At 50.7% G+C, this 17,871-nt stretch carries 17 protein-coding genes; 3 read left to right on the forward strand and 14 right to left on the reverse strand.

The window, feature by feature from the left end; translation table 11 throughout:
* The first annotated feature begins 124 nt into the window (after positions 1-124).
* Entirely contained in the window at positions 125-253 is a 129-nt protein-coding gene (locus GZZ87_RS19910; RefSeq protein ID WP_280516048.1) for a hypothetical protein, read from the forward strand.
* Positions 254-365: 112 nt separating this feature from the next.
* Here GZZ87_RS19910 and GZZ87_RS11170 read toward each other — a convergent pair whose 3' ends face one another.
* From GZZ87_RS11170 to GZZ87_RS11220, 10 genes are all read right to left on the reverse strand, one after another.
* Positions 366-1,028 (reverse strand): hypothetical protein, encoded by a 663-nt coding sequence (locus tag GZZ87_RS11170; protein WP_162028337.1) that lies wholly within the window; start codon positions 1,026-1,028, stop codon positions 366-368.
* A 36-nt stretch (positions 1,029-1,064) separates the two neighbouring features.
* Positions 1,065-2,036 carry a transposase gene (locus GZZ87_RS11175; protein ID WP_162071449.1) on the reverse strand — a complete coding sequence of 324 codons (972 nt, stop codon included), beginning with the start codon at positions 2,034-2,036 and terminating at the stop codon, positions 1,065-1,067.
* A 480-nt stretch (positions 2,037-2,516) separates the two neighbouring features.
* The gene (locus tag GZZ87_RS11185) at positions 2,517-3,023 is read right to left on the reverse strand and encodes a hypothetical protein (RefSeq protein WP_162028291.1); all 507 of its coding nucleotides are present in this window, start codon (positions 3,021-3,023) and stop codon (positions 2,517-2,519) included.
* A gap of 59 nt (positions 3,024-3,082) precedes the next feature.
* On the reverse strand, positions 3,083-3,478 hold the full coding sequence (locus GZZ87_RS11190) for a hypothetical protein (protein WP_162028290.1): 396 nt from the start codon (positions 3,476-3,478) through the stop codon (positions 3,083-3,085).
* A gap of 67 nt (positions 3,479-3,545) precedes the next feature.
* Positions 3,546-4,175: a hypothetical protein gene (locus tag GZZ87_RS11195; RefSeq protein WP_162028289.1), complete on the reverse strand. Its 630-nt coding sequence runs from the start codon at positions 4,173-4,175 to the stop codon at positions 3,546-3,548.
* A 44-nt stretch (positions 4,176-4,219) separates the two neighbouring features.
* A complete protein-coding gene (locus tag GZZ87_RS11200) occupies positions 4,220-4,675 on the reverse strand; it encodes a hypothetical protein (protein WP_162028288.1) in 456 nt (151 codons plus the stop codon).
* Between the two features lie 44 nt (positions 4,676-4,719).
* Entirely contained in the window at positions 4,720-5,118 is a 399-nt protein-coding gene (locus GZZ87_RS11205; protein ID WP_162028287.1) for a hypothetical protein, read from the reverse strand.
* 48 nt (positions 5,119-5,166) lie between these two features.
* On the reverse strand, positions 5,167-5,937 hold the full coding sequence (locus GZZ87_RS11210) for a hypothetical protein (RefSeq protein ID WP_162028286.1): 771 nt from the start codon (positions 5,935-5,937) through the stop codon (positions 5,167-5,169).
* 64 nt (positions 5,938-6,001) lie between these two features.
* Positions 6,002-6,469, reverse strand: a complete 468-nt coding sequence (locus GZZ87_RS11215; RefSeq protein ID WP_162028285.1) for a hypothetical protein — start codon at positions 6,467-6,469, stop codon at positions 6,002-6,004.
* Positions 6,470-6,527: 58 nt separating this feature from the next.
* Positions 6,528-6,878 (reverse strand): hypothetical protein, encoded by a 351-nt coding sequence (locus GZZ87_RS11220; RefSeq protein ID WP_162028284.1) that lies wholly within the window; start codon positions 6,876-6,878, stop codon positions 6,528-6,530.
* A gap of 138 nt (positions 6,879-7,016) precedes the next feature.
* Here GZZ87_RS11220 and GZZ87_RS11225 point away from each other — a divergent pair, with 138 nt between their 5' ends.
* A complete protein-coding gene (locus GZZ87_RS11225) occupies positions 7,017-8,402 on the forward strand; it encodes an integron integrase (RefSeq protein ID WP_162028283.1) in 1,386 nt (461 codons plus the stop codon).
* Positions 8,403-8,869: 467 nt separating this feature from the next.
* Here GZZ87_RS11225 and GZZ87_RS11230 read toward each other — a convergent pair whose 3' ends face one another.
* The 3 genes from GZZ87_RS11230 to GZZ87_RS11240 form a co-directional block, all read right to left on the reverse strand.
* Positions 8,870-9,382: a DUF1643 domain-containing protein gene (locus tag GZZ87_RS11230; protein WP_162028282.1), complete on the reverse strand. Its 513-nt coding sequence runs from the start codon at positions 9,380-9,382 to the stop codon at positions 8,870-8,872.
* A 5-nt stretch (positions 9,383-9,387) separates the two neighbouring features.
* A complete protein-coding gene (locus GZZ87_RS11235; RefSeq protein WP_162028281.1) occupies positions 9,388-10,929 on the reverse strand; it encodes a sialate O-acetylesterase in 1,542 nt (513 codons plus the stop codon).
* Positions 10,930-11,014: 85 nt separating this feature from the next.
* Complete coding sequence (locus GZZ87_RS11240) at positions 11,015-11,677, reverse strand: hypothetical protein (RefSeq protein WP_162028280.1); 663 nt, start codon at positions 11,675-11,677, stop codon at positions 11,015-11,017.
* 84 nt (positions 11,678-11,761) lie between these two features.
* Between GZZ87_RS11240 and GZZ87_RS11245 the strand changes: the two genes are divergently transcribed.
* The gene (locus tag GZZ87_RS11245; protein ID WP_162028279.1) at positions 11,762-14,770 is read left to right on the forward strand and encodes a DEAD/DEAH box helicase; all 3,009 of its coding nucleotides are present in this window, start codon (positions 11,762-11,764) and stop codon (positions 14,768-14,770) included.
* A 1,270-nt stretch (positions 14,771-16,040) separates the two neighbouring features.
* Here GZZ87_RS11245 and GZZ87_RS11250 read toward each other — a convergent pair.
* A complete protein-coding gene (locus GZZ87_RS11250) occupies positions 16,041-17,606 on the reverse strand; it encodes a sulfatase (RefSeq protein ID WP_162028302.1) in 1,566 nt (521 codons plus the stop codon).
* Positions 17,607-17,871 lie beyond the last annotated feature (265 nt).

Consider the following 17,871-nt stretch of genomic DNA (forward strand, 5'->3'; position numbering starts at 1 on the left):
AGGGCAAGATCGGCTAGAGCGCGCGTCGCGAACTTTTTTAATCAACGGGTGAATCGGATCGGTTCACCCGTTTTTTGTGCCTGTTTGGTTGTCTCCACTGTGCACATCCTGATTTTTGAGAGGTGTGAGCGTGATACTGGCATTGCTGCGCCATCTCCGGACTTCGGCGAGCTCAGTCGTGCCGCAGACCTACGTCACAGAGAACACGGATGGCTTCTGGTTGGAGATTCACCGCGCCTTCTTTGATCTGTGACAATCGGTGCGATCTGTGGTCAAACCTTCACTTCTTTTGGATATCGTAGAGGACTATGACGACTGTAGCGAGGGACGAGCGAAAGGAGTTAATAGCTCCGACTGGTTCTCATTCAGTCGAGGTGAGAGAATGTTAGAGGTTTTCCTGTGGATAAATACTGTTCAGGCATGTCGAAGTTGAACCCCATTTTCTCTTCTCCTGATTCATATGTCGTAACTAAAAAGTGATAATCCGACATTTCGACGTCATTTAGTTCTAGTTCAAAGGATAAGCCGCTGAGATCTAAAATTTCACCTCTTGCAATATCTCTATTAATATTAATGCGCTTTGACTTGATCCTAGTTCCCCAGCTCTTGCTGTGCTCATTGTTTCCGAGCCATAAATATACGTTCTTTAGCTCACGCCCAGCTTGGTCGTGGCAACGGAATCTGACCTTCCAGTCAAGCGCGTATATTCGAAGTTTGCTCCCTTCTTGCTTCCACAGGCATTTGACCTTTCCCGCAAATGCTCCTCCAGCCATATTTCCAATGGCATAGGTCTCATACCCGAGCTTTTTGAATATGTAGGACTGATCATCTTCAATTAAATTCTTAACTGGAATGCTGTGTTCAGTGCCATCTTTACGTATTCTGACGTCATCTAGGTCAGAAGAAACAAAGGTTCCAGTGAAGCTTCGACCATCGATATTTGTCCATAGTTTACTCTCAATGAAATCTGCTAAGAGTAATTGGTTTAATGTCAGAAAGAATAGAATTTTTAGATGTAACAGTTTCATTTTTTGCGAACAAGTAAAGAGAGTGGGACAAAAGGGTCAGTCCAATTTTCCATGTTTTTGTAGTAATATCCATTCTTTTGAGGGATCCTGCTTTCGGCGGCGACTGACTAAACTCTGGACATAAGAGGGAGCACCCATGTGCAAATTTTCGGCAATCCAACGATAGGGAGCCAGATGCACTTCCCTTAAATATCGAGCGAGGTCGACTTTCCATCCTTGCCCCTTTCGTCCAGACAAAAGATCCTCCGCTTCGTAGTTAATCGTATCGAGTCCCTCGCACAGCGTTCGTTCCCAACGTGGCTCGCGCATTTCCGAAGCCTCCGCTTCCACGACTCTTTGTATCTGCTCGTCCTTGAGGTCATCCAGGATCGCTCGCTTGAAATCCTTCGTGCCTTTCACCCAACCTCGCGACATCTTTTCAAAGCCCATCTGCTTCTGATCGCCTTCGCTCTGTGAAAGCCAGTCTAAATACTCTCGATATTTTTTGCGACCGGCACGACTGTCTACCAGTCCGCCCGCAAACTCTAAAGCAACCTCAGGCGATTCGAAAGCGGATCGCCGACTGGGATACCATAGCTGGGCAAAACTACTGTTTTTATATTGCTCCAACTCCGCCGCTTCAACCAATCCAGCACGCACAGGATTCAAATGTATGTAGTGGCAGACAGCACCCAAGGCATCTCCATCGAGTAAGATAGCTTTATACCGCCCCTGAAACACATGGCCGTTGGCGTGATGAAAGCGATTGAAACGATTCGCAAAAGTAGATTGCAGCCAACGCATCCCCTCTACCAGATTTGGTTCAGGAGTCTCGATGCATAGGTGGTAGTGATTACTCATTAGGCACCAAGCATACAGACGCCAACCCATTGCAATGCACACCTCGTCCAAGCATTTCAGGAAGCTTTTTCGGGCACCAGCACTCTCGAATATCCATGAGCGATAGTTACCACGATTAATCACATGGTAACGCGCTCCTGCATATTCGATCCGAGTCTTACGCGCCATAATGACCAAGATGCAGTCCAGTCATAGCTGAGGCCATCTAAAAAAAAACATGGAAAATTGGACTGACCCTTTTTGTTGCGCCTTTTCATTTTAATTTTCAGAACGTAGAGGCTACTCAGCCCTGTAGCGCGGAGCGCGAAAGGGATTGAGTATGCTGACTTGATAGCTGTTTCATTTCTAACGGCGACCTTCGTTGAATGCCTTTTTCAATTCCTGTTCTGATAGGTATTCGTCAGTCTGTTCAATTTTTATTTTTAAATCTACTGGGCCAAATATCATGTATAGGAGTAGCCCCAGTCCATTCAGGGTGCACAAGACGACTGTCCAGCAGACCTTGTCGGTCGAGTCTATTCTATTGTTTCTTAGGAGGGCAATTAAGGCCCATAGCCATACGATTTCGATAAGCGCTACAATAATTATAATCCAAGTCATGTCTTTCTCTTTCTTTAGTAGCTATCGTGAAGCTCTGGCGATGGCGCGTTAGCGACATTGCCCAGTAGCGTCTGGTTCTGATTTATTTTTTATTCGATTGTAGGATCGGAGAAGCCATATTCCGATGCCTCTGCCAGAGAAAGCATATGTGAAATGGAATACTACGGCAATGAGGATAATCAATGATCCATCATTGCTTATCATTCTGTCCAATAGGCTTTGCGGTAAAAATGACGAGTGGAAGTCTTGCCACAGCTTTGCTCCGTAAACCCACATCCCCAAGAGGGTAAATCCAATGGTTCCAAAGGCAAAACGAGGGAACCTATTCACTTTTTCATCTTTTCCATTTGAGCCAAATATGAGCGCCAAGGCAGCAGCAAGGATGGAGATAAATATCAGTATTCCTTCAAATGTCCCTGGCCACATGGATGGGTCTCCTTGTGGGTCGAAAAACTGATACTCGATCTGATTATAGACTTTCGGACCGACTATTGCCAGTAGTCCAAGTGTGGAAATCGCTACGACAGCATACCAAGCGTATTTGATGATTTTCATTTTTCTTTCTCAGAACGTTAAAGAGGACTCATGAGTGAGCGGGAGCGAAACTCATTGAGTCACTCGACTGGTTGGCTGTTTGGTTGCTGGTATCGCTCGTTGGTTTGTGGGTCGTAAAGAGCACATCCAAAATGGCTTCCAACGTCGATAATTCTGTTCATCGTATCAGGGCTATCGAGCAGCTTGTAGCCACAGGTGACTATGATGCAATTCACTGACATTTTATCAGCATGCGTAAAGCTGACCTGAAAATAGCTCCCTTCGCCTTCCCAGTCCAGAGAGATGTCGCCATCCACTATGCCTGGGAAATCGAGTTTAAATTTCTCTCTTATTTTGTCTCGACTGAATGTTGCAATGCCTGCGATCGGCTTGTCGGCAGATAGGGTCTCAATAACGTCTTGAGGATCGTTCTTCAGGTTTCGTTCTTCTCTCCAAAAGTATAGGTCGTAGCTCATTTGATTTTTCTTAGCCAACGTGGAGCATGAGCGATGGCGCGATAGCGACATTGCTCACTGCGATTGGTTAGAGTTGTTGCCATATCGCATAAATAGGCAGTCCTTGGTAGAATTTTAGGCGACAGATGTTTAATGTCTTATCTGGGGATGTCTTCCAATCATACTGGAAAATCTCACCATTCTTCCTGTCGGGCGTGTCTCCAAAATGCCGCTCTGTATATTCCAGTTTCTCTAGATATGGCATTCTTCCAGAGTTTGCATCTCCGAGGGGCGCCCAAGCAACTCGAACTTCTGAGCTGAGTTTTATCCCATTATCTTTGAAGTATAATGCTTTAACGACCATTCCAATAATTCTAAAAAACCTATCTCTATCGACGGAGAAGGAAGAAGTCGCTTCGCCCATAAATGTGGCATCTTGGAGGTTGGGCATAAATTGCCCGACTAGATGTGGGCGGTATTGGAATGATCTCATTACACTGTTTAAGTGTTCTCCAGTGTCGAATTTGCTTTTTGGTGCAGAGAGCAGCATAAATTTCAGATACTCATCATCTTTAGTTTTATTTTTAGATGTATTGTGAGTCTCGCAACTTGGAACCGAATCAAGTTGATGCCTATGCCCTTTCGGGAAGACAGATCTAGGTGGGCAATGCTCGTTACTCGTGGCAAGAGTATCACACATGTAGCATGTTTTTTTCATTTCTCTAACGTGGAGCATGAGCGATGGCGCGATAGCGACATTGCTCACTGCGATTGGTTCTCGTTTACTTTTACCCAATAGGCATCGTTATATTTCTGCCCAATCAAATTTATGCAGACCTGTATGAGTTCCTCTTGGCTGACAGTCTTCGGTTGTATATTATACTTTTGGTTTAGGTCACTGTCTGGGAACCATTCTTCGGGAGATAGGGTGTGATTCGCCGAGATGTAAACTAGGCCGACCTCCATTTCCTCAATACTTGATTTTTTATTTTTTCCAAAAGGGAAGCTCCATACTAGTCTTTCCTTCCATGGCGAAGTCCATTCAAGCATGAGTTCTTTAAAGCTATCTGTGTCTTTGAAGGCTTCCTTTGAGGTGGCGTTGAAAAAGCGTGTGACGTCTTTTCTTGCTTCTTTTTCAGCATGACTGGAAAAGAGGAATGCTCCGCCTAGCCATCCAGCAAGGGCAATGACTATGGTATAGGTAAGTTTGCTTTTCATTTCTGAGAACGTAGAGGGGATGCATAGATGAGCGCCAGCGAAATCTATTGTCCATCTCCCGACTGGATATGCTCTTTTTTAGTGAGGATCTCAATAACTTGAGTAAGGCGATCCATTAGGGCCTCTAGCGGCAATGAGACGTGAAATATGCTGTCATCAAATTCGAAGGATATGGATGCTTCAGAAGCTTCAATTTTTATTCTAGAAACGAATGAATCTGTAGTTGGTCCATGGTCAAAAAACGCAAAGTCATCATCGATATCTCTTGTTTCAATTCTTTGTTTTTCCCAGTTCAGGCTGTAGATGAAGGCAGAGACATATGTCATGTTATCGCAATCAGTCAGAAGTTTGTTCCCAGCCCAAATGTCAACTTGTAGTAGCCCTTCACTGTATGAATCAGCGATTTCGAAGCAGATCGTGTTTCTGTCTCCTATGATTTTCATTTTGTCTGCATATCGTAGAGGTGTGATATAGATGAGCGCCAGCGAAATCTATTGATCACCACCGACTGGTTGGGGTTCTATTTTTATTATGTTACCGTCTACTATTGATCTCGCATCGATATTTTGAAGTGCAAAATTCAGGCACCTATACCTATCCAAGCCTTTCAATGACAGATTGAGTTTCAAGTTATCAAGGGACGGATCGACTTCAACCTTAAGGCCAGATCCCTCGACTATTAGTTCAATGCCATCATGAACCTTTCGATGGCTTAATAAGAGACGTTCCAGTCGATTCCGCTTCAGGTATTCAATCCTACGAATCGCCTCAGTAGATCCAGGCATCACTCGGATCAGTTCGTCTCTATATCTTTTTCTTCCTCTTTCGGCCTCATCTTGTGGATCAAGCTCATCTCCGAGGATGACGCCTAGATCTGCTTGGTAGTAAAAACTGCCATTTCCATAGACTCCTGAGATCAAGGTATCATCTATGGCGTCCCTACGGATTCTAAACCTTACCATTGCTGTTTCATCGCTGGAGGCATTCTTGTTCAGTTGAATAGAAGTCTCGTGCCTGAATGCTTGATCTTCAATTTCAACCTCGCTCAGAGTATAGGTTCTTTCGCCCCAATTTATCGACGTTGGAAAAGTAGCGAAAATATAAACAAGTTCCGGATTTCTGTCATTCTCTTGAACTACTCGACCCACCTTGAAGCTGAATCCGCTATCACTCAGGTCTTTTTTCTTGAGCTCAAATATTCCCGATGGAGATGCGTGAAGTCCAAGGCCAATGAAGGCTAATACTAGAATGGTCACTTTCATTTTATATTTCCCCAACGTGGAGCTCTGGCGCGGCGCGTTAGCGACGTTGTCCAGAAGCGTCTGGTTAGGTCGGTGTTTCGATTAAGTTCAATTCTTCAAAAAAATGTTCTTTTTGGAATCTGTCTCGTAATGCTCGAATAGATTCTTCGGGGATAGAATCTAACCCTTCGATCGTGAAAGTTCCAGTGAAGACTGGTGGATTAAGCACTTCCATGAATCTAGCCCATATTCCTTGCTTCTTTTTCGTTTCGAGAGCTTTGAACGTGTAAAACCTGATGACTGCTTCGGTGCCTTCAATGTCGAACTCGCTGGGGCTGAAAGGGTTTATTTCTCTGTATTCGTTTCCGTCGTTCGGAAAATCTTCGTTCGGTCTCGTCGATCCAACAGCAAGAACCAGCCACTTCGATTTTTCATTCTTTCTAGCAAGCACAAGTGTTGCGGGTTCTTCGATGTGATACGATAGAACTTTCGATTCAATAAGCCACTTCCCTGAATGGTTAATGAGGCTGAAATCTATTTTTCTTTTATTCACCTAACGTCAAAGGTAGGCATGGAGTGAGGCACGAACGGAATTGTCCTATCCTGCCTGGTTATGTATTTAATTTTAGTGTGAAGTTCATATCTTTACCATACCATTCATCACTGCCGTAAGTGAAGAATTCGAGCATTTCTGGCTTTCCATCAGTGCAGAATAAGACTGATCCCATTCCGTTTGGGACTGAAGGTATCATAATAATATAGTCATTCAAACCTAAGGTTTCGTTTCCCAGTCCAATATCGTTTTCAATAGGTTCAAAGTCAGTAAATCCGCCAACTCCTGAATACGTTCTTTTGCTGACTTTAAGATCTTCGATGATGCCTTCAAGTTCAGGGTTGTGAACTGCCAGTTTACGGAGGACTGACGTTTCGAGTTCGTTTAACTGGTCTTCATTTTCTGACATAACAAGTTATTATGTCATTTCTACAGAGTATCCCTGCTTAAGATATGTCAAACGTATTTTAACGTATTTTAGCCCAAACAGGCTTGCGTTTATGCTAAGATATCATTCTATTACTCATGATATGTCATTCTCTATATTATGATTAAGTTACCGCTAGAGACCTTTAAATTGTATCAGGCTCGTTTGACTGTCTTGGGTGTTTCGAGTCCAGAACAGCCTCATTATGTGAAGTGGGTTCGGTATTTCTTGGATTTTGAAGCTAAGTATGGCAACGGGCAGCCCAGCCCTGTGGTGGTCGCTTTATTTATGGCGAAGCTTGCCAGTAAGGGGCAGTCGCAGAGCTTACGCGATCAGGCGCGCAGAGCCGTCCGTATCTACCATGGGCTGGGCGAGCCTGTGACTTCCCCCTCGGAGTCGCCTTTGGCTTCTTTGGTGTCGGAGCCTTCAGCCAAGCCGAAGATGACGCCGAAAATGACGCCGAAGGGCGATGCTGTGGCCTCGGCGGCACCAGAGCCGGATGGGAGTGAGAGGGCTACGGAAGGAGCACAGGGGCGTGGCGGTTGGGAGCAGTTAGAGCGCGAGCTCGCGGGTGAGATTAAGCGCCGCAATTATTCGCCCAATACTTCGAGAACTTACGTCAACTGGGTGCAGCGCTTTGGCAACTACACCGGGCATATGCCGGTCGACGAGATCTCGGACGAGACGGCGAGGGACTTTTTGACGGATCTGGCAGTGAAGGACGAGGTGGTGGCATCGACGCAGAATCAGGCGTTTAATGCGCTGTTGTTTTTGTTTCGGCATATCCTCAAGCGTGATTACGAGCTGGGTGACAGTGTGGTTCGAGCTAAAGTGAGTAAATACATCCCTACAGTGTTAACGCGGCCGGAGGTCGATGCGGCACTCAAAGAGCTGGCATTCCCTTTTGATCTGATCGTCTCGATGCTGTATGGCTGTGGTTTGCGGCTTTCAGAATGTCTGAATCTACGTGTGAGTGATCTAGATTTCGACGAGAATTTGGTGATCGTGCATGACGGTAAGGGGCAGAAGGATCGCTCTGTGCCGTTGCCGAAGAAGCTTCGGTTGGCGCTGAAGCAGCAAGTTCGGCGTGTGGCGAAGCAACTAGAGCGGGATCTGGAGTCTTCGGACTTCGGGGGAGTGTTTATGCCTGAGTCCTTGGGCAAGCGACGTGCACAGCGAGAGGCTAAGGAATTGCAGTGGCAGTGGCTTTTTCCAGCCAAGGCGTTGACCATGGTGCCTAAAGAGGGTCGCTATCGCCGCTATCACAGTTACAAGCAGCAGGTGAGCCAGTCGATCAAGATGGCCGCGAGAAAAGCAAAAATTGCCAAGCGAGTGACGGCGCACACCTTTCGGCACAGCTTTGCCAGCCACTTGCTGGCGGCGAATGTCGATCTGCGCACGATCCAGGAATTGCTAGGGCATGCGGATATTAAGACGACGATGATCTATACGCACACGGTGAAGAGCCGAACCAAGAAGGAAATGATCAGCCCATTGGATCTGTAGTGGAGGACGATGGCTTGCCGGTGGGGTGTCAGGGTTGATTTCAGTTCACGATGCTCAACTTGAAGACTACGGCCTAAATCTCTTGGTCTGTGTTTCATGTTTTTAGAATCATCCTAGATTCTGCCTCCTGACTCCTCTTTTAAGGTTAAGGGCGGCTGGTTTGATATGCTTTGCGTCTTTGTGCCTTGAGCGAAGCGGGCGAGAGATACTGTTGATGGGCGGGTCGGAACTGGTTTGGGCATCGAAAAAGCGACTCTCTGACAAGTTCCGAGGCTGCTCGCTTGGGTTCTGCGGCTTGAGTTCTGTGCGGTCTTCCCGAGGAAAGCCCCTACGCTTGGGGTCTGTGGCTTCGCGTATACTTGGCGTGACTTAGCGGGCAGACTCTCACTTTGCCTGCGGTCTTTTTGTCCAGAACAGACAGGACGTAGGTCTTCCGGAGATGGCGTAGCAATGTCTGTATCACTTTGTTACAGCACTTCAAACTCGCGATTCGCTGCAATGTAGAGCGGGTGCTTCGGCGTCTGATTGGCGTTCTTTCCGAGGCAGGAAATATTTAGATTCGGGAGCTTTCGAAACGGTTCCAGTAATGCCAAACAGGCGTTTTGCCTATCCATATGTAGGCCGTGGTTGCCCCAGCCGCCGACGATGTCTAGCTGTCCGCCATTGAGCTCGTAGGCTTCGGTGATAGCGGCTTTGATCTGGGCGTCGTTCTCGGGGCCGACGGGGTCTCCGATTGCCATCATGTCCTTCGGATCGGTGGCGCGGTAGGCGAAGATGTTGAGCATACAAAACTCGTTGGCACCGAGCCGTCCACAGAATGCTTTGATGCGTGTGAGGGTCGGGTCGAGCTGGTTCTCGTCCGCAGTGGATGGGTTGAGGCACATAAAGATGGCTCTGCGGCGTTCGAAGAGTTCATCCCATTTGTGGAGGAGCGTGTAGCGATAGCGGCGACACTCGGAGAAGGTGCAATCGTTTTGCATGGTTGTTATTTGACCGCGTCGACTGTGATGCCAGGCCAATCATCGGTGCGGAATGGGGAGACGGGTAGGCCGTTGCGGTCTTGTAGGTTTGCCACTGGATTGTTCGCCCATGCGTAACGCACTGCGACCGGATTTGACACGTTTGCGCTGGAGACGAGCACTTTATTTTTACCGATGATCTTGGCATCGGCCTTGACGAATACCTGGTCTGCGCCAGCGATGGTGAATCCTATCGGGTGTTTTACGTCGAAGCTGTATAGGCCTTGGCTGCTGACGTGATCAAAGGTTAGAGCGATTGCGCTGCCTGTGATTTTCATGGATGCGTAGCGTGGGCTTTCAGCGTCTATTTTGTAGCCGTAATCGTGGGCCAGTGCGAGGCGCACAAGGCGGTTGGCAACGGTGGTCTTGTCGCGGGGGTGGATGTCGCGCCCTTCGCCTGCATCGATAATGACGGCTTCGCCAGTGTTGGGTAGACTGAGTGTCATGCTTTGTGCTTCACGTAGCTCGGCCCATGCGCTCTCGTGCGGTTCTGGCACTTCTTCCATGTAGTCTGCGAGTTGCACCCAGTAGAAGGGGAAGTCACCTTGCTGCCAGAGGTCACGCCAAGTGGTGATCATGAGCGGGAAGAGGCTGCGGTATTGGTAAGCGCGGCCTGAGTTGCTCTCGCCCTGATACCAGATGACGCCGCGCATGCCGTATCCGATGGTTGGATTCAGCACACCGTTAAAGATATTGGCTGGTCGGCGTTGACCCGTTCGGAAATCTCTGGGCGAGCGTTTGTTGGGCTTTGGTTTGCCAGCAGCTTGCCATGCTTCGAACTCTGCTAACTTGGCGGCATGCGCTTCATCGGTGTAGGCTGCGACTTTTTCGTCCCATGAGCTGAGCAGTTCGGTATAGTTGCTGTCGGCTTCGAGCACATCGCGCGGCACCCATGCTTCGGCTGCTGAGCCTCCCCATGCATTGTCGATCAATCCCACGGGCACGCCGAGTGCGCTATGGATACGACTGCCAAATAAATAGCCAACAGCGGAAAAGTTTTTTGCGGTCTCCGGAGAACAGACCTCCCATGCGCCGTTAAAGTTGTCTTGTGCCTCTTGTGTGCCGACTTGTGGCACGGAGATGAGACGGATTCCTTGGTGGTTGGCTGCGGCAATTTCGACCGCTCCGTTGTATGTGTTGTTGAGTGACCACTGCATGTTGGATTGGCCAGAGCAGATCCAGACTTCGCCTACGAGCACATCGGAAATGGAAACCTGATTGTTTGAGCCTGAGATCTCGAGCACCTTAGGTTCAGCGCTCGCTGCCATCGCATCCAATTGAATGCGCCATGTGCCATCGGCGGTGGCGGTAGTCGTGTGCGATTGCCCGTCGATACGGACGGTCACTGTCTCGCCAGCGTCAGCCTTGCCCCATACGGGGTTAGCTTGTTCGCGTTGGAGCACCATATGGTCTCCGAAAATATTAGGTAGGGTAACATCGGCCTGAAGCGCGACGCTGCCGAGGCTCAGGATGGATGTAACGAGTAGGGGTAGGGTAGGTAACTGCATCGAAGCAGATAAAAGGCTTTGTCTTGGCTTTGGAAGGGCAAAGGCTGAGTTTGCTCCATTTTGGACGGATAGTATGTCCTTTAGATTAGAGGGGGGCGCGTTGGAGAATGCGCTTATAGCTCGTCTGAGGTGATTCGATTTGCGCCTGCTCTTGGTCCATTCGCTGCATGAGTGCCTCATAGAATCCCTTCTGGACATCATGCTCACGGAGTAATTTTCCAAGAATACCATTTTCGCTAGCCTCGCGGGCATTGGCGATTTCGGTCTCAAGCGCTTCAACGCGATGCTTCTGTTGATCGGCTCGCATGCGCAAGTCTTCGACTGCCTTGATCGAGGCATCCAGGTTGAGGTTTCTAGTGTAATCGATATACGCTTCCGCGAAGGTATTTGCGATCCACGCCGCAAGCATGGGATCGGGGTCTGTGTAGTGAATCTGAATTTTCAGACTGTCGTCCATGTGTGTGACTTGCAGGTGCCGTTCTAGCTCTAGAGGGCGTATGCTTAGGTCATTTTCAATCACAAGTCTTTGACTGACCATCTCGCGGACACTGTCTGATCGAACTGTGTTGATCGCGGGCGCAATCGGATCTGAAAAACAGCAACCATGGCTATGTAATTCCGTGTCGGTGGTCGTCTTCGCCTTCCATTTGTCGTGATCCAAGTCGATCGTCGCGGTCGCAGTGTATTGCTTGGAGCAGCCGACTGTAATGAGGAGCGTTGCAAGAATGAGGTAGGCGATCGGACGCATGGATTAATTTGTTGGAGAGTATGATTGGAAGTGCGATTGGCACTCTTGACATCCGCGAGCGAAGCGCAAGCGTGCTCGGCTCCTATGGCAACACCATCTAAAGCACCTCCGACCTTCGACCGTAGCTTCCTTCTAGAACTTTCGGGAGGGCTCGTGTTTAAGCAGGCCGAGCGCTTGTTTGAGACGGGCGCAGTGACGTCGGTCGCCTGGCAGAGCCCCATTCTGACTGGCACAGTGAAGGGGGTAGACGATACCTATGAGCCGAAGCTGAACCTTCGCTCCACCGTATTTGCGGTGAACAATTGCAACTGCATCGATGGGCGCCGTCGCAAAGTTTGTGCGCATGCGATCGCGATCGCCCTGCACTACGAAGCGCTTAAGCACGAAGCGGCCAATGCCGAACAGCCGCATCCCGATTTCGTGCCTGTGCCCGAGCCGGAGCCAGAAGCGCGGAAGCCGCGGGGGGTGCGCTCCATCAAGTTGTCTCCAGATGGTGATACGCTGCGAATGCTGGTCTTTCTTCCACCCAATCTCGAAGCAGCGGGTGAGCGCGATGGCATCGTTGTGAAGCTCGACGCGGCGGCTGGTCGTCAAATTGTTCCGCTGAATCAGCTCAGCCCGACACGGACTTACAATGCCTCGGAGGCGCAACAAGCTGCGTTGGTATTGGTCGAGTCTTGGTGCGGCGGTAAGTTGGCGAGTTTGTTGCAACTGACGGGAGGGCGTTTGCGCCGTTTGTTGGCTGCGCTCGAAGGCGAGCCGACAGTGTATTGGGTGAAGAAGCCGAATGCCCCGATTGAGTGGCAGGGCCACACACTGCCCGGAGTGCATGAATTTTTGAAAGAGGCCGATCCGAACGAAGACGCTGAGGACGACGAGACGGAAGCGGTTGTTGCGGTTGAGGAGCCGAAGCGACCAAGCTTTAGTCGTAACATCAGCTTACGCGAAAAATCCAAGCCCAACCCACGCCGTATTGCGGAAGCACGGATGCAAGGCACCTTTAAGGCGAAGCCTGGGGATTATCCAGTCGCCAAGGCGGTGGCCGATTCGATGGAGAAATACTCGACCAACCGGGTGGTGGTCGATGGCTCGCCGAACTTTTTGGCGATTCGGCTGCCGGCTGGGCGTGATGATGATTCAATTAAGCCGTTACGTAATATTTTAAAGTTAGAAGGGTTTATGCTCGAACCTTCAAACCGTAAATGGTGGCTACGCGATCGGCATAAGACGCTGAATTTCCTCGCTGCGCACTGGAAGGCCTTGCGGGAGCAATGGCGTGCGGTGTTTACGGATGGTTTCGAGGAGAAGCTCGCGCATGTGGAGCTTTCTGAGCTAAATATCGAGACGAAGGAAACGGATGGACGTTTTGCGCTGGATGTGACGCTGAACAAAGAAGGCGATGAAACGGATCTACGCCGTGCGATTGCGACGGGGCGTAGTTATGTGGAGGACGAGGGCAGTGGTGTGAAAATCACGCTTTTGGATAAAGCCTCAGTCGAGCGCTTGCATGCGATCGAGCGTTCAGTCAGTGGGCAGGCGGATCGTCCCTTTACGCCGACTTTTTCGAAAAACTTGGACACACAGGAGCTCGTCGATGTTGAGGATCTGCTCGATGAGTTGGTCGAGGGCTGGCAGCCGCCGCAGGCATGGCAGTCGCGCAGTCGTGCGCTCAAGCAAATCGCGGCGCTCGAAGCGGCGCCGATTCGTCCTGCCTTTGATACGATTCTACGCACTTATCAGCGCATTGGTGTGGCGTGGTTGTGGCATCTGTATCGTCACGATCTCGGTGGTATTCTTGCCGATGAGATGGGTCTGGGTAAGACGCTGCAAGCGCTTGCGCTGATTGAGTGTATCCGCACGACGAATACAGAGGCAATGCCAGCGCTCGTGGTGTGTCCTGCGAGTTTGGTGGAGAACTGGATCCGAGAAGCGGGGCGCTTTGTGCCAGGGCTCAAGGTGGCGAAGCATCATGGCACGAAGCGTGCGAAGGAGCCTGCGCTGTTGGAGGAGTTCGACATCGTGATCACTTCGTATGGCACGTTGCGACAGGACTCCGATATGCTTTCGACGATGGATTGGTCAGTGGTGGTGGGCGATGAGGCGCAGCACATTAAGAATCGTCGTTCGCAGAATGCTAAGTCGCTCATGCGCTTGCATTGTAAGGGGCGCTTCTTGCTCACCGGCACGCCGGTGGAGAATTCATTGGATGATTTGCTCTCCTTGTTCTCCTTTCTAATGCCTGGCTATTTGACGAAAGCCGCGGGTAAGCTTTCGCAGGAAGATCGCGCGTGGCACACGAATCGGCAGACGCAACGTGCGGCAGCCTATATCTTGCGACGCACCAAGAAAGAAGTGGCTCCGGAGCTGCCAGATAAGATCGAAAAGACCTTTTTCTGTGAGCTCGGTTCGAAGCAAATGGGCTTCTACAACGACACGCTCGAAAAGACGCGTCGCGAAATTTTCAACATGGAGATGGCAGGGGCGAATGCGGGGCGTGTGCAGTTTGCCGCGTTCACGGAGCTGTTGCGCCTACGCCAGGCCTGTGTGGATCCGCGTATTATTGACGAGGAATATCCTGCGGCGCATTCGGCGAAACTCGCGGCCTTCGATGAAGTGCTGGACGAGTGTATCGATGCCGGCAGCCGTATCTTGGTGTTCTCCTCATTTGTGACTGCGCTTAAGTTGCTCGCGCAGCATTTGAGCGAGAAGGGGCACAAGTTCTGTTATCTCGATGGTAAGACGAAGAACCGCCTCGCGATGTGTGACACCTTTAACGAGGATGAGAGCATTCCAGTGTTCTTGATCTCGCTCAAAGCCGGTGGCACAGGTCTGAATCTCACTGGCGCGGATACCGTGGTTCATTACGACCCGTGGTGGAATCCGGCGGCCGAGGCACAGGCAACTGACCGTGCGCACCGTATCGGGCAGAAGAAGGTGGTCACCAGTATCAAGCTCATCGCCGCGAACACGGTGGAAGAGAAGGTGCTCGAGTTACAGGCGAAGAAGGCTGAAATTCTTAAAGAGTTGTTTGAGGAAAGCGAGGCCGCCAATGCCAAAGTCAGTCTAGATGATATTAAGGATCTGCTGAAGTAGGAGAGCGTAGGGGCTTTGCTTGCGAGGCCCGCGCTTGGAGTCGTTCGTTTGGAAGTTCCGAAGGCGGCGGTGTTGTCGCGGGTGTCGCAAGCAACACCCCTACGAATCGATGACTCGTCAAAGTCAGCCTAGACGATATTAAGAATCTGTTGAAGTCGGCTTGTGTAGGGGCTTTGCTTGCGAAGCCCGCGCTTGGAGTCGTTCGTTTGGAAGTTCCGGAGGCGGCGGTGTTGTCGCGGGTGTCGCAAGCAACACCCCTACGAATCGATGACTCGTCAAAGTCAGCCTAGATGATATTAAGAATCTGCTGAAGTAGGCTTGCGTAGGGGCTTTGCTTGCGAAGCCCGCGCTTGGAGATCTTCGTTTGGAAGTCCCGGAGGCGGCGGTGTTGTCGCGGGTGTCGCAAGCAACACCCCTACGAATCGATGACTCGTCAAAGTCAGCCTAGATGATATTAAGAATCTGTTGAAGTCGGCTTGTGTAGGGGCTTTGCTTGCGAAGCCCGCGCTTGGAGTCGTTCGTTTGGAGGTCCCGGAGGCGGCGGTGTTGTCGCTTGTGTCGCAAGCAACACCCCTACGAATCGATGACTCGTCAAAGTCAGCCTAGACGATATTAAGGATCTGCTGAAGTAGGAGAGCGTAGGGGCTTTGCTTGCGAGGCCCGCGCTTGGAGTCGTTCGTTTGGAAGTTCCGAAGGCGGCGGTGTTGTCGCGGGTGTCGCAAGCAACACCCCTACGAATCGATGACTCGTCAAAGTCAGCTTAGACGATTTAAGAATCTGTTGAAGTCGGCTTGCGTAGGGGCTTTGCTTGCGAGGCCCGCGCTTGGAGTCGCTCGTTTGGAAGTCCGAAGGCGGCGGTGTTGTCGCGGGTGTCGCAAGCAACACCCCTACGAATCGATGACTCGTCAAAGTCAGCCTAGACGATATTAAGAATCTGTTGAAATCGGCTTGCGTAGGGGCTTTGCTTGCGAAGCCCGCGCTTGGAGTCGCTCGTTTGGAAGTCCCGAAGGCGGCGGTGTTGTCGCGGGTGTCGCAAGCAACACCCCTACGAATCGATGACTCGTCAAAGTCAGCCTAGACGATATTAAGAATCTGTTGAAATCGGCTTGCGTAGGGGCTTTGCTTGCGAAGCCCGCGCACGTGCAGGTGGTATCACTTGTTATTGACGCTTGGTCCTGTCGTTGGGGGCAGCAGGTCGCCCGCCTTTTTGTTCTGAAAAACAGACAGACGTAGGTCTGCCGGAGATGGCGTAGCAAATGTCTGTGTCACTTTATTTAAAGAAGCCTTCGAGTTGCTCCATCAAGCGATCGAGCACTGGCTTGTATTCAGGGTTGTTGGCCTGACTGACGGTTTCGTCGGGGTCGGTTTCGTAATCGTAGAGCTCGATGGCATCGATTTGTTTCGGGTGAAATTCGCCGGTTTGTGCAACACTGTCGTCGATCCACACGACCATACGGTAGCGCTCAGTGCGAAGTGCGTAGCCCATGAGGCCTTTGTGGGTGCGCGGGTATTGGCTAATGGCGAAGTCTTTGATCGAGGCATCGGCATCTTGCAACATCGGGACTAAGCTGGTGCCGTCGATCTGCGCTGGAATCGGCAGGGCGGCCAGTTGGCAGAGTGTTGGGAAGATATCAACCGATTCGACGGGTGCGCCTGCGCGTTGGTTTTTCTCAAATCCAGGAGCGGAGATAATGAGTGGGGAGTGGGTGGCTTGCTCGAAGTTTGAGTGCTTGCACCAGAGCCCGTGATCACCGAGGTGCCAACCATGGTCGCCCCAGAGGAGAACGATGGTGTTTTCGTCGAGCCCTGTGCGTTTGAGTTCGGCGAGCACTTTGCCGATCTGTGCATCGACATACGAGACGCTGGCGTAGTAGCCGTGGATGAGTTGACGTTGTTGCTCGTCATCGAGGTCACCCTTTCTGGCGACGTCGGTGTAGTTGCGTAGCTCGCCCCAGCTATGTCGTGCATATTCGGGAGCACCTTTCGGGGCGTCTCTGAAGGCGGCTAGGTTGATGTCGCTGCGCTGATACAGATCCCAGTATTTTTTGGGTGCGACGAACGGGAGGTGCGGCTTGTTAAAGCCGAGGGTGAGGAAAAATTGTTTCTTGGACTGGGAGAGCTGTTCGAGCATTTGGTTGCCCCAGTCTGCGAGTGCGCCGTCGGCGTAGGCCGCGTCGTCGACGTCGAGGCACTCGGTCGCGGGCATGAATCCACGGCTCTTTACGAAGTCGATACGCTTTTTCCAGTGGGTGATCTTCTGTTTGTCGAGTTCGGCCACAGCTTGGTGGATCGCTGGAGCTTGGTATTTATCTAAGGCAGGCACCTTGCCACCGAAGTAGGGCAGATCTTTGTTGGATACGTAGGGAATCGACCATGACAGGGGGTCATGGTTCTTGAAGCCGTGCATGATTTTGCCAGCCCCGGCAGTTTCGTAGCCGCGTTCTTTGAAGTATTGCTGCACGGTGAAGACTTCTGGGTTTTCTTCACGTGCGGTGTGGGCGAGATCCCAGACCTTGGTGCGGTCGGGGCGCAGGCCACTGAGCATGCTGGCGCGTGATGGGCCGCAAACGGCTTGTTGCACGTAGTGATGCTCGAAGAGCAGGCCATCTGCTGCAAGCTGATCCATGTTGGGGGTCTGGATGATATCCGACCCGTAGCAACCGAGCTCGGGCTTAAGATCGTCGACCAAGATTAATAGCACATTTTGAGTCGGTGTGCTGTCTGCATGAACGGATGTGAGGGCGCCGCAGGCTAATAGGACGGCGGTCGTGCTTAGTGATAGCAGGTGCACCTTCGATTTGAAATGCTGTAGCAGAGAGTGGCTTAGGCGGCACATAGGGATATGTAATCTTTGATTGTCTGAGGTCGGGACGGATCCAGCAGTATGTGAGTGAGCATCACTGGATCCAGTTAATTGCTCAATGATTATGCGGAGGGAATCACTGCTTATGCGCACTGTTAGCGTCTCTGATTTATCCTAACGGAGAATCTTGACTTGCAAAACCGGATGAGCGCCATTGCATGATCCGAGTCTCAACGCGCTGGATCCCCTTGTCCGTAAACCTCGCCCACGGGTTAATTTTTAATTCGTGTGATGCACG

This window comes from Lentimonas sp. CC4 (assembly GCF_902728235.1).
Lineage (GTDB): Bacteria > Verrucomicrobiota > Verrucomicrobiia > Opitutales > Coraliomargaritaceae > Lentimonas.

Excerpts from the sequence above, each read along its gene's own strand:
- GZZ87_RS11205 (WP_162028287.1), bottom strand. The coding sequence starts at position 5,118 with ATGAAAATCATAGGAGACAGAAACACGATCTGCTTCGAAATCGCTGAT.
- GZZ87_RS11170 (WP_162028337.1), bottom strand. The coding sequence starts at position 1,028 with ATGAAACTGTTACATCTAAAAATTCTATTCTTTCTGACATTAAACCAA.
- GZZ87_RS11230 (WP_162028282.1), bottom strand. The coding sequence starts at position 9,382 with ATGCAAAACGATTGCACCTTCTCCGAGTGTCGCCGCTATCGCTACACG.
- GZZ87_RS11225 (WP_162028283.1), top strand. The coding sequence starts at position 7,017 with ATGATTAAGTTACCGCTAGAGACCTTTAAATTGTATCAGGCTCGTTTG.
- GZZ87_RS11190 (WP_162028290.1), bottom strand. The coding sequence starts at position 3,478 with ATGAGCTACGACCTATACTTTTGGAGAGAAGAACGAAACCTGAAGAAC.
- GZZ87_RS11200 (WP_162028288.1), bottom strand. The coding sequence starts at position 4,675 with ATGAAAAGCAAACTTACCTATACCATAGTCATTGCCCTTGCTGGATGG.
- GZZ87_RS11245 (WP_162028279.1), top strand. The coding sequence starts at position 11,762 with ATGGCAACACCATCTAAAGCACCTCCGACCTTCGACCGTAGCTTCCTT.
- GZZ87_RS11220 (WP_162028284.1), bottom strand. The coding sequence starts at position 6,878 with ATGTCAGAAAATGAAGACCAGTTAAACGAACTCGAAACGTCAGTCCTC.
- GZZ87_RS11185 (WP_162028291.1), bottom strand. The coding sequence starts at position 3,023 with ATGAAAATCATCAAATACGCTTGGTATGCTGTCGTAGCGATTTCCACA.
- GZZ87_RS11175 (WP_162071449.1), bottom strand. The coding sequence starts at position 2,036 with ATGGCGCGTAAGACTCGGATCGAATATGCAGGAGCGCGTTACCATGTG.
- GZZ87_RS11210 (WP_162028286.1), bottom strand. The coding sequence starts at position 5,937 with ATGAAAGTGACCATTCTAGTATTAGCCTTCATTGGCCTTGGACTTCAC.
- GZZ87_RS11195 (WP_162028289.1), bottom strand. The coding sequence starts at position 4,175 with ATGAAAAAAACATGCTACATGTGTGATACTCTTGCCACGAGTAACGAG.
- GZZ87_RS11250 (WP_162028302.1), bottom strand. The coding sequence starts at position 17,606 with ATGTGCCGCCTAAGCCACTCTCTGCTACAGCATTTCAAATCGAAGGTG.
- GZZ87_RS11240 (WP_162028280.1), bottom strand. The coding sequence starts at position 11,677 with ATGCGTCCGATCGCCTACCTCATTCTTGCAACGCTCCTCATTACAGTC.
- GZZ87_RS11235 (WP_162028281.1), bottom strand. The coding sequence starts at position 10,929 with ATGCAGTTACCTACCCTACCCCTACTCGTTACATCCATCCTGAGCCTC.